10 protein-coding genes and 1 pseudogene are annotated in these 13,304 nt (G+C 34.7%); 3 read left to right on the top strand and 8 right to left on the bottom strand.

Going from position 1 to position 13,304, the window contains the following annotated elements:
- Positions 1-164: 164 nt before the first annotated feature.
- Positions 165-383: pseudogene (locus ACP6PK_RS26255) on the bottom strand (DUF4351 domain-containing protein); the annotation flags it as partial.
- A 486-nt stretch (positions 384-869) separates the two neighbouring features.
- Here ACP6PK_RS26255 and ACP6PK_RS26250 point away from each other — a divergent pair.
- A complete protein-coding gene (locus ACP6PK_RS26250; protein ID WP_426564015.1) occupies positions 870-1,013 on the top strand; it encodes a hypothetical protein in 144 nt (47 codons plus the stop codon).
- A gap of 303 nt (positions 1,014-1,316) precedes the next feature.
- On the opposite strand, the gene ACP6PK_RS26245 is transcribed toward ACP6PK_RS26250, so the two are convergent.
- Entirely contained in the window at positions 1,317-1,985 is a 669-nt protein-coding gene (locus ACP6PK_RS26245) for a hypothetical protein (protein ID WP_426564013.1), read from the bottom strand.
- A 1,105-nt stretch (positions 1,986-3,090) separates the two neighbouring features.
- Positions 3,091-4,914 carry an ABC transporter substrate-binding protein gene (locus ACP6PK_RS26240; protein ID WP_426564011.1) on the bottom strand — a complete coding sequence of 608 codons (1,824 nt, stop codon included), beginning with the start codon at positions 4,912-4,914 and terminating at the stop codon, positions 3,091-3,093.
- Between the two features lie 631 nt (positions 4,915-5,545).
- Between ACP6PK_RS26240 and ACP6PK_RS26235 the strand changes: the two genes are divergently transcribed.
- A complete protein-coding gene (locus ACP6PK_RS26235) occupies positions 5,546-6,784 on the top strand; it encodes a tetratricopeptide repeat-containing S1 family peptidase (RefSeq protein ID WP_426564009.1) in 1,239 nt (412 codons plus the stop codon).
- Here the strand turns inward: ACP6PK_RS26235 and ACP6PK_RS26230 are convergent.
- Entirely contained in the window at positions 6,776-7,606 is an 831-nt protein-coding gene (locus ACP6PK_RS26230) for a hypothetical protein (protein ID WP_426564007.1), read from the bottom strand. The two genes, ACP6PK_RS26235 and ACP6PK_RS26230, sit on opposite strands and share 9 nt — an antisense overlap.
- 152 nt (positions 7,607-7,758) lie before the next feature.
- On the opposite strand from ACP6PK_RS26230, the gene ACP6PK_RS26225 reads away from it, so the two are divergent.
- Positions 7,759-8,061: an acylphosphatase gene (locus ACP6PK_RS26225; RefSeq protein WP_426564005.1), complete on the top strand. Its 303-nt coding sequence runs from the start codon at positions 7,759-7,761 to the stop codon at positions 8,059-8,061.
- A 309-nt stretch (positions 8,062-8,370) separates the two neighbouring features.
- Here the strand turns inward: ACP6PK_RS26225 and ACP6PK_RS26220 are convergent, their stop codons facing one another.
- The 4 genes from ACP6PK_RS26220 to hisA all read right to left on the bottom strand — a co-directional run bounded on the left by ACP6PK_RS26220 (position 8,371) and on the right by hisA (position 13,282).
- Positions 8,371-9,543: a pyridoxal phosphate-dependent aminotransferase gene (locus ACP6PK_RS26220; protein ID WP_426564003.1), complete on the bottom strand. Its 1,173-nt coding sequence runs from the start codon at positions 9,541-9,543 to the stop codon at positions 8,371-8,373.
- 724 nt (positions 9,544-10,267) lie between these two features.
- Positions 10,268-11,512, bottom strand: coding sequence for a damage-control phosphatase ARMT1 family protein (locus tag ACP6PK_RS26215; protein WP_426564001.1), 1,245 nt, complete (start codon positions 11,510-11,512; stop codon positions 10,268-10,270).
- 315 nt (positions 11,513-11,827) lie between these two features.
- Positions 11,828-12,358: a tol-pal system YbgF family protein gene (locus tag ACP6PK_RS26210; protein WP_094671035.1), complete on the bottom strand. Its 531-nt coding sequence runs from the start codon at positions 12,356-12,358 to the stop codon at positions 11,828-11,830.
- A gap of 150 nt (positions 12,359-12,508) precedes the next feature.
- Entirely contained in the window at positions 12,509-13,282 is a 774-nt protein-coding gene (gene hisA, locus ACP6PK_RS26205; protein ID WP_426563999.1) for a 1-(5-phosphoribosyl)-5-[(5-phosphoribosylamino)methylideneamino]imidazole-4-carboxamide isomerase, read from the bottom strand.
- Between the last annotated feature and the right edge of the window lie 22 nt (positions 13,283-13,304).

The following is a 13,304-nucleotide window of genomic DNA, read 5'->3' as shown; positions in this document are numbered from 1 at the left end:
ACTGGAGGTTGACAAGTAAGAATCTTCCCTAGAAAAAGTCAGATAATTTCTCAATTCTCTTCTTTGCCGAACAGAACTTTAACGACTATTGCGTATATCGCCATAAAAGATTTTACTGGAGGTTGACAAGTAAGAATCTTCCCTAGAAAAAGTCAGATAATTTCTCAATCTTGGCTGATGATTGTCAAAAACTGACTTTTAATCTGGCTAATTACTTGAGTGTTGAAGTCTCGGTGAAGTATAGCATTACTTTTAGTAATTGGTAGAACTAAATAATCTTCCAGACTGTTGAAGTCGAAAAAATCTTCCCCTAACCTTTCCAAATTTTCAAGAGATAAAGGTTCAATTTGACTACCTATTCCCTCCAGTATTTCTCTAAAACGTTTTTTAAGTTGATTGGATTCCTAATAAGGTGGGCAAACAGTAAAAAATTATAAGATGAGTATGAATTATACCAGTTCTCAAAAATAATGCTACAAAACTGTGTTGATAGGCAACACTTAAACTACGATTTGTAGCAAAAATTTATCCAGATTGTATCACTGAATATCTGCAAATCTTACTTTTAAGATAATACTTAAAACAACAAAGCAGTATTCAATATTAGGTATAGCAGTTACGATTACCTTTAGGATATTCTCAAACTATAAAACTTAGTGATAGTAAAACTTTTACTTTTGATTTTGCGTCAAGGTATTGAGGAAAAGTTTATGGTATTTTCAGGTATTCAGCTATTTTTATGAAGATTCAGTAAAGTTCTGAATAAATACTTGCTATTTATACAATACCTATGTAAGTATATTCACAGTTATAAAACTACTTATAAAGGTTAGGAAATTGGTACAAGCTAAAAAAAGGAGTTAGTTATCATGCCCGAAAAATTTTTTTATTCCACAATAATTACGGCATTACTATCTGTTTTATTAGGATTTTATCCTTTTTACTCATCTAAAAATTTGAATCTCAACCAAGCAAGACAGAAATATAATCATGTTCAAAGCTATCTTGATTAGTTTTCTGTTACCTTTCTTGGTTTATTTATGTAATTTATTATCAAGTTAAAAGTAGTTTTGCAACTTATAAAAAAATACATAATCCGGAAATTTATCCTAGTGAGTAACAAAGTATTGTTGGGATTATATCTTTATGACCTTCTGAAATTTGATCGGTAGGTAGGCACAAATAAACCTAAGTATGAACTTTCAGGAAGCATCTGTTAAAATCATTGAGATTGGTTATTTCTACTCCATTCCAGTCATACTAATATAGTGACATCTAATTAAACTAAGCTACTTATTTATAGATATAGATACTTACTAATAGGTATAGTTATATTCATATTCATAATTATAAGAATCTTCAAAATTAGTGCTGACTCTCACTCCATTATTATCAACAGTACATACAAACTTATTTCGTTCTCCATAGACATCTACCCATCCTTGCCACTCCCAACCTTCTCTAGTTTTTCTCACATCTTTTTGAGAAGACCAGTTCCCATTTCTCGGAAATCCCATTTCATCTTCCATAAATTTTTGACAAGAACTCACAATACTACTGTTATTGTTCTTATTTTCATGCTCATATAAAGTATCAGGAACACTATAAGGATATTTTTCTTGTTTGTGGGTATATGCTGTTACTTCATTATTATTGATATTACAAACAAAATTGCTTCTTTCTCCATCAAATTCTACCCAACCTCGCCATTCCCAACCCAATTGAGTTTGAGTTATATCATCTACAGATGACCACCGCCCATTACTTGGAAATCCCATTTCATCTTCCATAAATTCTTGACAAGAACTTATCACAAAACTGGTATTAATATTAGTTTTATCATGATTTTTCACTCTCACTTTTCTCTGATTAATTCTACCTGGATACCAATAATTCCTCAGTTTAATATGACTATTATCACCAGCATCACAGGCTGCTAGAAAAACAACTGTCGCTAATGTTATTGCTAGGTTTTTTTTCTTCATCTTTCTCTGTAAGCAAATAAAACTTTTGATTATAATAGCACTAAAAGATACTTTTGGAGAATCTTTTTGGGAAAAATACAGAAATATCCTTCATTAATGGATAATTACCTAGCCGTTAAAACCGTAACGGAATTGAATATAAGGAAATATCCTAGCACTTTTATTTCCCTTGAAATAGGGAGGCTAATAAAGCTGAATTATTTAATTATTAATTATTAATTATTCGGTCAAATGAGACAAGCTTTTATGTTTTTAAACTGGTTTTTAAGACAAGGCAAAAGGCAAGAGGTATAGCGCTACGCGCCAGTCAAAAGTTAAAAGTAATCTCTGAGTGAGTTTTCGGTACCCAAATGTTCCACAAACGTGATTTACCAATGTCCGCACCCTAAATGCGTAGTACTATAATACCATTTCTCAAAAACTTTTCTATATTTGATTGAAGTAGGGGAGTAGGGGAGTGTAGGGACGTTTAGCTGGCGCACAACTTTCCTGACGGAATGCTCCGCAAACGGTAACGCTGCGCGACATATTTGCGTTTTGCTTCGCACAACTCCGTTAACGCTGCGCGACATGTTTGCGCTAGCATTCGGAAGGAAAAAGCGTTAGCGCAGCTCCTCTGGAAAAGGCAGCATTCCGGAACGGAAAACGCATTTTTGCCTGTGCAACGTCCGTACAAAGAGGTAGGGACGTTGCATAAGGGCGTCCGTACAAACAAGAATAATTAATGCTAAAATTGCTCTTTTCTAACAAAAAAGTAATTATCTTAGTTTAATTACTTAATAACTGAAGTTTTATCCAAGTATAGTGTTAATGCATGGGAATTGGTATAATACCAAATTTATCCATAGATAGTTATAGTCAAAATAGGAACATAGAATATAAAAAAATAGGCAGCTATACTATTACTTTGAAACTCAGAATTAAAAAGGCTTTCTATTCACTGGTATAGCAAATTTATAAAATAATTTTACAAATAAAATTTAGGTAATGAGACTCTTAAAAACAGGATTTAGGCACCTCATTAAGATTTACCTATCACCTACTAACTAAAACTTATTTGTGGCAAACTTTTTCCAATAGATTCTTCCTTGTTTGACTCTACTGTTTATTTTTCCTGAATTTTTAATTCATCAATATTCCAAAAAGCTCCGCCAATGGCAGAAAATTTTAAATTATCAATATGATTACGAACTGCTTGGAGTGAAAGAGGATTTACTAAAAAAAATACAGGTAATTGTTCGGCAACAATTTGTTGAAATTCTCCATAGATTTCTCGTCGTTTATTTTCATCTACTGTCTGATATCCAGCAATAAACAAACGGTCAATTTCTTTTTCCCAATCAGAGACTTGCCAATTTTTCATCCTTGGTTCACCAGGTTTAGAACCTAAATTAAATTGATGAAATGAACCATTACTTAACCAAAATAAGGATAGTAAATTAGGTTCAAGGTCAGCACCAGAAACACCAAATGCTCCGACATAACATTCCCAATCTCGACTAGATAATAGCTTTTGTAAAACAGTGTTGAAGTTGAGTACCTGTAAATTTGCTTTAATCCCGATATGACTTAAATATTCTTTAATTTGAACTGCTGTATCTATCCGTAGTTTTTCTTCTGATTTGACTAAAATTGTAAATTCTACTCGGTTGCCATCCTCATCTAATAATTCATTTGTATTATTATATTGAAAACCAGCATCTAACAATATTTTTTTTGCCTTTTCCGGATTATAGTCATAGACCTTTAATCCTGCTTCTGGAGATAAATAATAAGGACTTTGTACTGCCAGAGCAGAATGTTGTATTTTCCCTAAACCGCGATAAATATTGTTATTAATTTCTTGGCGATTAATAGCATAAGCAACTGCTTGCCGAAATGCTAAATTATTAAACCAACGAGACTTAATTGGGTTTAAAAAAGGTTTACCTTGAGAATTTCTTCCTTGATTAAGATTAAAACCAACAAATTTATGAACAAACTGAGGACCACCATTATAAATCTTATATTTCCCTCGTTTTTCTTCTCGTTTAAGTAATTGAAATGCTTCGGCATTTACTCCAATACTATCTAATTCTCCTGAACGAAATCTCAGCAATTGATTGTCAGTTGATTGAAGAATTTGGATGATAATTTTATCAATATAAGGAAGAGAGTTACTGACTGAATCGGAACGCCAATAGAAGGGATTTTTCTGTAAAACTATTCTTTGGGAAGGGATATAATTTTTCAACCTAAATGCACCATTGCTAATAATTTTTTCTGGTTGTGTGTTTGTATTCCAGGTTGATAAAAATAGAGGTTTTCCATCAGTGTCAGTTGAAAAAATAGTATCCCTTAAAGCATGATCTGGTAAAATTTTTAATCTTCCAATGTATCTGATAAATGGCGCAAATGGTTCTGGCAAAATAAATTCTACTCTTTGTTTATCTATTTTTTTTACTGAGGGAAAACTACCACTACTGCCAATTTTTAAAAAGTCTCTATAGACAGTAGGAATTTTTTGGTTGAGATAAATATCTTGATAGGTAAAAACAACATCATCAGCAGTCAGAGGTTCTCCATCAGACCATTTTAATTCTGACCGCAAAGTAAAGATAATTCGCTTTTTATCTTCAGACAAAATCCAAGATTCTGCTAAGGCAGGTTCTAATTCTCCAGTCAAACCATTTTCTGATATTAATCCTTCGTAAATATATCTAAAAATGCTATAGGGAAAACGAGATATCGCATAATTAAAAGTAGTTGGCGGACTAGGGCTAACTAATACTAATTTTGAGTTATTATTACTCTGAGAGTTTAATAATGTTGGGCGACAACCACTGGTCAGAATTAATAAACAACAGAATACAACCCCTGCTAAAAAATTTACTATCCTATAAATACTAAACCGATGAATATCTTGATTTTTGTTTTTACTTTCTAACATTTCCAAAAATTACTAGGTAAAATTTGCCGGGTTTATACTATTTTACATCTATTAAGTAAGTATGCAAAATTAAACGGAGGTGGAACTGAAGCAAGTAAATTTTCCCAAACAATTCTGACTATTATGGTTTACGAATTTGCTAACTAATCAACAGGGCTATACATATTATTTTGGGTAGTCTTGCATAGTAATGGTCAAGTACAAATTATGGTATTATACTGATGTATGAAGTTCCATATTTACCGCCCAACTTTCCTAACCTTCTTAATATTGGCTTGACCATGAAATAAAATATCAAACCTCCTCTTTTAAGGGAATGAAAAAGAAAATTCTGGTTTTCAAGCCTCCGGTTTAAGGTGGAGGTACTGATAACTGAAATTACCGAAAATTAATAATTATTAATTAAATACCTTGCTTAAAAGCCTTCCCCCTCCATGGGAAAAAAGTGCTCTTGAATTTCCTTATCTTAAATTCCGTTACGGTTTTAACCAGAGGTAATTATCCATTATCCATTATCCATTAATGAAAAACAGTCTCTAATGCCGAGAACAAATTTATCTAAATTTACGTCAAGTATAGTAACATAGACATCTAAATATTCAACTTGTCTAGATTATATCACTGTAAAAATATGATTTTCTCTAAGTTCAATTCTCTTGATAACTGTTTATTAGGTACTGCAACTGTAGCAGCAATTGTTATTACTATCCCGACAGTAGCAACTGCGAATAATGCTCAACAAGTAGCAGAAATTGCTACACCAATTACAGTACAAATTAATAGTAATTTAGGTGATGGTTCAGGAGTAATTATTGCCAAAGATGGTAATATTTATACCGTTCTAACTGTTAATCATGTTGTTCAAGATTCTACTATTAAATATAGTGTCAGAACTAATGAAGAAAAAGACTATCAAGTAATTGAAGTAGTCAATTTACAAACAACTGATGAAGAACCAGATTTAGCAATAGTTAAATTTGAAAGTTATGATACTTATCCAGTGGCAACTTTAGGTAATTCTGAACAATCAGTTATTGGTTCCCAAATATATGTTTTTGGTTATCCTGCCACTGGTGGTTTATTTGGTACAGATAGAGCGCCAGAATTATCTCCAGGATTAGTAACCAGTCGCCCTAAAACTCGCCCAGAAGGTTATACTTTACGTTATCAAGCTGTTACTTGGAGTGGCATGAGTGGGGGTCCAGTTTTTGATACAGATGGTCGTATTATTGGTATTCATGGGCAAGGAGAATTTGGCTTTGCTCAAACTAATTCTGGGGATGTAGCGCCAATTAAAACAGGGTTTAATGCAGCAGTTCCTATTAATAGTTTTATTAGAAAATTATCTGCTGCTGGTATTAATCCTTCAGACTTAATTTTAGATGATACTCCAACAAATAGTATTCCTTTTTCAACAATTAATCCCCAAAGTTATGAAGCTTTATATTTTAAGGGTATAACTTATTTAGATCGGGGAGATGCTTGGGAGGCGATCGCTAATTTTAATCGTGCTTTAGAAAAGGAACCTAACAGTCCAGAAATATATTTTAATTTGGGTATTGCTAAGAGTTTATTAGTTAACCCTCACGAACCAATAACTAGAGGTCCAAATCCGATTAAAGATTATACCAAAGCTATTGAACTTAATCCAGGTTATGCTGATGCTTATTATAATCGTGCTAATGCTTATTATCAAAATAGTCTGACTTATCAAAAAATGGAAAATAAGAAAAAGGCTAATCAAGAACTTCTGAAGGCAATAAAAGATTTGCAAAAAGCAGCAGAACTTTATCAGCAAGGTGGTAGACTTAAAGCTTATCAAGAGACCTTAGATTTAATTCAAAAGTTCCGGAACTTCTTATTAGTCTAAATTTGTTAGTTCCTTAATTTGATGTTGATGCTTGGCTTTAAGAGATTTAACAGTTCCTTGAAGTTGAGTTTCATAGTTTTGTTTTAATTCTTGAATTTTTTGCTGAAGCTGATTATGATGTTTATAAGTCATAGATTTCATGGTTTCTAACATAGATTCTTGATTAATTGCTTCTAATTCTTTGATTTTATTTCGGAGCTGATGTTGATGCTTGGCTTCTAAAGATTTAATAGTTTCTGTAAGTTGTTGCTCACGTTCATTCTCTAAGTTAGCAATTTCTTGTTGATGCTTGGCTTCTAAAGATTTGGTAAAACCTTGAATTCTTTGCTGATTAATTGCTTCTAATTCTTGGAACTTTTTGTGGTATTCTACTTGCCAAAATTGATTATTTTCTTGGATTTTGTGTTGATGATTTCTTTCTAAATCTATTATTTGACGAGAATATTTATCTGTCAAATTTTCTATAGTTTTTTGTGCTTTAGATTCAGCTAATCCTAATTTTTGAAGATATTCAATTTCTAATGATTGAATCTTCTCTTTTAGTTGATTTTCTAATTGAACTTTCTCTCTCGTATGTTTCTGAGAGTCTGCTTGTTTTTTTTGTTTATAATCTGTTTCTAATTGTTGAATTTTATCTTGATATTCTTGAATTTCATCTTCCTGTGCTTTCTCAATGTCATATATTTTTTCTTGAGCTTCTCGTAACTGTCTTTCATGATTTTTACTTTGTTTTTTCAACCGCTTTTCCAATAACCAATAAGCACAACCTATACCTGCTAGACAACTAATAATTGTACTAACTATCAATGATATTATGAGCATGATTTTGACTATCTCCTTATTTTGCTTGCGAGTACCTATAAATGACACTATTCTATTAAATTATTTAAAATATAATAATAGCATGATCTCTGCTTTTTTGATGTATTTTGATGTATAATGAATAGTAGATATTCGTAGTTTAATAAATGAGAATGCAAGATCAATCAAAATATTTAGAATTTATTCATGCCCATGTTTTGATTTCTGGAAAAGTTCAAGGAGTTGGTTATCGCTTTTCTACGTTAAATACAGCAGTCAGTTTAGGTATCAATGGTTGGGTGAAAAATTTACCTGATGGTAGAGTAGAAGCTGTTTTCGAGGGTAGGGAGGAAGTTGTAAAAAAGATGATTAACTGGTGTTATCAAGGTCCTAAGCCTGCTGTGGTTCAGAATGTTTTAGTTAGGTATGAGCAAGTTGAAGGAATTGAAGGTTTTGAAATTCACCGTATACCCTGAAGAGTATTTTTTGGTATTGTAGGGGCGGGTTTAGCCGAAAGCCTTGATAATTAGCAATTTGGTTGATTACAGCGCTTTTAAGATTGATAAACCACACCGTCATAACCAAAACCCTGTAAGGGCGAATGCCATTTGCTAAGGTTATGCTCCGCAAACGCCCCTACTGTGGTCTACTGAAATGAAAACGGCTGTAAACCTGCCCCTACTGAATATTGATATCATTAATTTGAAAAACAAACCATCTGTGTTGGGTTTCCTGAAAGTCAACCCAACCTATGCAATTTCATCAGTTTCAGTTCTGGAATAAAACTACGTTTTGCTTATGCTACGCACAAACTTATCCAACCTTGCCATCCCTTTTTCTATAGTTGCTAAGTCAGTAGCATAAGATATCCGAATATGATCGTCTGCTCCGAAAGCAACACCAGGAATAACAGCCACATTTTCCTGTTCCAACAAAGCGTTACAAAATTCCAGAGAACTATTACTAATCTTACTAATATTGACAAACATATAAAAAGCTCCCTCCGGTTGAGTACAGGAAAGACCAGGTATACCATTAAGTAACTGATAAATTATCTCTCGCCGTTGAGCAAAAGCTTGACGCATCTGTTCAACACAGTCTTGAGATGACTCCAATGCAGCGATCGCTCCATACTGAGCAAAAGTACAAACATTGGAGGTACTATGACTTTGAATTTTCACTGTAGCGTTAATCAATTCTACAGGTGCTGCCAAATATCCTATCCGCCAACCAGTCATTGAATAAGCTTTAGCAAAACCATTACTAATAATAGTATTTTTAAATATATCTGAGCTAACCGCACCAATACTTAGATGTTTAACATCATCATAAATAATTTTTTCATAAATCTCGTCTGAGACTACTAAAATATCTTTTTCTACTATTACTTCTGCTAATGCTTTAATTTCTGCTGGTTGATAAACCATCCCAGTTGGGTTAGATGGGGAATTAAGCACAAATAATTTTGTTTTATCCGTAATAGCTTGACGCAGTTGCTCCGGTGTAACCTTATAACCAGTTTCAGCACCAGTGGTCAAAATTATTGGTTCTCCCCCAGCCAGTTTAACCATATCAGGATAACTCAACCAATAGGGTGCCGGAATAATAACCTCATCCCCTGGTTCAATTAATGCCAACATCAGGTTAAACAAAGAATGTTTGCCCCCATTCGTGACAATAATATTTTCTGCTTTGTAGTTTAGGCCATTTTCTCTAGAGAGCTTCTGAGCGATCGCTTCTCTAAGTTTAGGTTCTCCTGCTGCTGGGCCATATTTTGTCTTACCTGCCTCTAGCGCCTTTTGAGCTGCTAGTTTAATGTGTTCTGGAGTATCAAAGTCAGGTTCCCCGGCACTAAAACTACAGACATCTATTCCCTCAGCTCTCATTGCTTTTGCTTTAGCTGAGATAGCCAAAGTTAGGGAAGGTGATACTTTGTCAACTCTTGCTGCCAATTTCATTTTTTATCTGTTTAAGTGATTAAATTTTCCATTTTAGGTTGGACAACGTTTGAGTTCAACCTAGACTATTAGGAAATATTGACATTCAAAATAATAAATTTAGTAGCAGATGTAGCAGATATGTATTTTGGGGTAGTGAACCAATACATATTCTAGGGTTTGCGCTCAAAAGTCTTTTTTAAGGAGTAGGGGAGCGGGGGAGTAGGGGAGTAGGTAGGGACGTTGCATAAGGGCGTCCGTACGGGAGTAATTTTTTGGCTACTCTCTTGCCCAAAATGCGCTCCTTTTTGATTTTTCGGGAACCGTGCATTAAAGAGCTGAAAAGGCTAAAAGCTTTATCTGTAAATGCTTTAAGATTTAATCAGCCAGCCCTATTCTATGAATTCTATGTGTTGAGTTGTTGTGTTGCTTTTTCCTTTCCTTTTCTTCTCAATGCTGTACAAACTGAATGCTTGGAATATATTTGCGGAGGAAAAACCAAGCTAATAGACCAAAACATCGCGACATCTTGTTATGTCATGTCCGGATAAGAGCGTGATAAAAAAACTTTCTCATGCATATACTTTCTTTTTCCCCTCTTCCCTCCTGACTCCTCCCTAATTATTTATCACTGTTCATCCGGATATAATATTAAATATAACAGTCGCCATTACTAGCGCAGATATTTTCGATTCTCTCAAATTTAGTCCCTGCTGCGAATGTAGGGGCGAATGGCCATTCGCCCCTACTGACTTCTGACTTGTGAATATGACTCTGGTATTACAAACTGAATTACACCCCACTGACCATTGGTTAACCATAAAGGGTCCTGTTCACTTAATATTTCGATTTGATCCGGTTCTAACCCGGTTGCTACTTCTGACTTCAAGGTACGCAAAGCAACAAATGGTGTGGGAAAATAATTAGCAATATCTGACAAAGGCGTAGTAAATAACCAGTGGCGATCGCCGAGAATGCCTCGATAGTTAGCATCTCCTTTAATCAAAACTAGACTAGCTTTACCTAACTCCTCCCTTAAAGACTCTGGCATTTCCCAAAAAGCTAGGGGAGCATTCCAGAAAAAGTCATCTCGGCAAATTAAACGACCAGAAGCAATATATTCTTGTAACCGAGTTGCCAACATTCCGACATTTTCTGAGATATCATTAGCTAATTTTTCTAGAGTGTAAAATACATCCTGACTCATAGCATCAGAAACAAAAGTTGGGTGTGCTTTTAAATGTAGGTAAACAGTATTGGCAGTCTGAGTAGATAAAAGAAAGTCTATCAGAAAAAAATCACAAACTAATTCAAAACTTGCATTATCTATAATTAAATCAATGCGTTGTCCGTGAATATTGTTTAAATAGTTAAGTATATCGTAGGTATTATCTATTAAAATGTGAGTTTGTTGTTGGTGAAGGTCTCTATGAGTATTATCTCCTCCTGTAAGTGGCCATAAACTGAGATCGAGTTGATTACCCCATAAAGCAGTTTGAAGCAGAGTAGTTATAGAGGTTTGATAACTCTGCTGTTCTGGTAAAGCAGTAAAGCGACTGCTAATTGCTCGGATAGCATCCATTGATTTTTCTAAACTAGAGCGTTTTTGATAGCCAAATGGATCTATCCCTTGCCAAATTCCAGGCACAAAATAATCCGTTGCTTCTAGTAAACGTCGGAAGAAATAAGCTTCAGCAAAATAAAATGGTAAATCAAACCAGCTTTTGCCCTCAAAAGGTTTTAAATAGGATTCCCAGGCAACTATATCTGGTCCTTCAATTTCTGCCAAGGGGCGCACCCATCCTTCAAATAAATCTGCTACTAAAGATTCTAATTGTTGCACAATAGCTGGAGGAAAATCATTGTCTTTGATGACTCGTTCGATGACACCTGGTAGTCTACAAACTATTGTATAATGGGCAAATGTATTTTCTGCTGAAGGCATTACTGGTAGAGGTAGTAACAAGTCAGAGGTTTCAAATTCATTCATATTATTTACTAATAAAAAAAATAAGACCAGTTTAACAAATATTGCTATATTCAATTTTTTTGGCGTTGCGGAAACCTTGGGATGAATCTTTGCAGAAAAAGTAAATCTCATCTTTTACTTCCTCTTTCTCTAAAACTACAATTCATCGCGCACTCTATGCAACACCTGAATATTTAATATCATGTCCGGATGATGAGGATATATTTTAATTTTTCCCCTACTCCCCTACTCCCCTACTCCCCTACTCCCCTACTATCTTAAATTATAAGCGTTCAATCGGACATGGTATAACCTCCCGACGGGAACTTCAAAAAATCAACTCAACCAAACCAACCCACTCAAAGTCAGAATTATCAATACTAAAGCTACCCAAACAAACTGATTATCTTTTGTATTAACTTTGCTAGGATCGACAACTTCTAACTGAGGAGTTTTTGGCTTTGGTGGAGGCGACTTAACTTGGGAAACTAAACCGCTACCCCTACGATCTTTAGGATCGCTTTCAGATATTGCGCCTAAGTCAGGAATTTTTGTCACCCATTCTGGTCGGGTTCTCAGTACAGGTGCTTCCAGAATAGTTAATATACGTTTTGCTTGTTGCCTGGTTTGTAAATAAGAATGATGAGTGAGTTTTTTACAAAGGGCGGTAGCTTCTTGAACTTTGCCTGCAGCTTGATATGCTGACACTAGCCAGATTTGTGTATCTCCTCCTAACCGAGAATTAGGATTAATATTTTCTAGGGCAGTTTCTAAATGCTGTAATGATTTGCTATATTGACCGCGTTCAAAGGCGTGTTTACCAGCTTTATATTCAGTTTCAAATAATTCTAGGTTTTCTGAACTCACGATGTCTATTAATTTTTTTATATATTTTAGATATTTAAGTAATCTAGTTATTAGATTTGTCGCTATTAAAAAAAACGATCGCCTTGTAGGGACGTTGCATGCAACGTCCCTACTTTGTGGTCTACTTACATGAAAACCACTGGTGTAGGATTACGCAAATGCAGAATAGCCCAAGTTGGGAGGGACATCTTGCCAACGGCCTTGACCTACTGCTTGATTTGCTTCTGTGAGACTAATATCTCCAGTGTATAAGGCACGACCAACAATTGCACTGTCAACGCCAATGGGTTCTAATGCTAATAAGTTTAACAGATCCGTAATTGAACTAACACCACCAGAAGCAATTACTGGAATATTGACTACAGTAGCTAACTCCCTTAAAGCTTCTATATTTGGACCTTTGAGAGTGCCATCCCGATGAATATCAGTGTAGACGATCGCTGCAACTTTAAGTTTGGCCATTTGACGCGCTAGGTCAGTTGCTAATACTTCTGAAGTTTCTAACCAACCTTTAGTGGCGACCTTACCATCTCTGGCATCAATACCAACAATAATTTGATCGGGAAACTCTTGGCAAAGGTTGGAAACTAACTGAGGTCGCTCTAAGGCAACAGTACCTAAAATAGCCTGCTGCACTCCAAGAGCAAGCACACTTGCAACTGCGGAATAGTTGCGTAACCCACCACCTACTTGTACTGGTACATCTACTGCTTTGACTATCGCTTCAATGGTCTTTTGATTAACTGGTTGTCCTGCTTTTGCTCCGTCTAAATCTACTAAATGTAGCTTAGTTGCTCCTTCTTCTACCCACCTTTTTGCTACATCAACTGGGTTATCGTTAAAAACTTCCGTTCGCTCATAATCTCCTTGATACAACCTTACACAACGTCCACCTAATATGTCGATCGCGGGAATTATATTCATACACTTTATATTTTGTATTCAA

The sequence above is a fragment of the Dapis hubbardiae BLCC-M172 genome, from assembly GCF_050016015.1.
Lineage (GTDB): Bacteria > Cyanobacteriota > Cyanobacteriia > Cyanobacteriales > Microcoleaceae > Trichodesmium.
Note: the sequence above shows the minus strand (reverse complement) of the source record. Positions and strands in the feature narration are given on the sequence as shown.

Coding starts and splice junctions, on each gene's coding strand:
- ACP6PK_RS26250 (WP_426564015.1), top strand. CDS start 870: ATGCCCGAAAAATTTTTTTATTCCACAATAATTACGGCATTACTATCT.
- ACP6PK_RS26245 (WP_426564013.1), bottom strand. CDS start 1,985: ATGAAGAAAAAAAACCTAGCAATAACATTAGCGACAGTTGTTTTTCTA.
- ACP6PK_RS26240 (WP_426564011.1), bottom strand. CDS start 4,914: ATGTTAGAAAGTAAAAACAAAAATCAAGATATTCATCGGTTTAGTATT.
- ACP6PK_RS26235 (WP_426564009.1), top strand. CDS start 5,546: ATGATTTTCTCTAAGTTCAATTCTCTTGATAACTGTTTATTAGGTACT.
- ACP6PK_RS26230 (WP_426564007.1), bottom strand. CDS start 7,606: ATGCTCATAATATCATTGATAGTTAGTACAATTATTAGTTGTCTAGCA.
- ACP6PK_RS26225 (WP_426564005.1), top strand. CDS start 7,759: ATGCAAGATCAATCAAAATATTTAGAATTTATTCATGCCCATGTTTTG.
- ACP6PK_RS26220 (WP_426564003.1), bottom strand. CDS start 9,543: ATGAAATTGGCAGCAAGAGTTGACAAAGTATCACCTTCCCTAACTTTG.
- ACP6PK_RS26215 (WP_426564001.1), bottom strand. CDS start 11,512: ATGAATGAATTTGAAACCTCTGACTTGTTACTACCTCTACCAGTAATG.
- hisA (WP_426563999.1), bottom strand. CDS start 13,282: ATGAATATAATTCCCGCGATCGACATATTAGGTGGACGTTGTGTAAGG.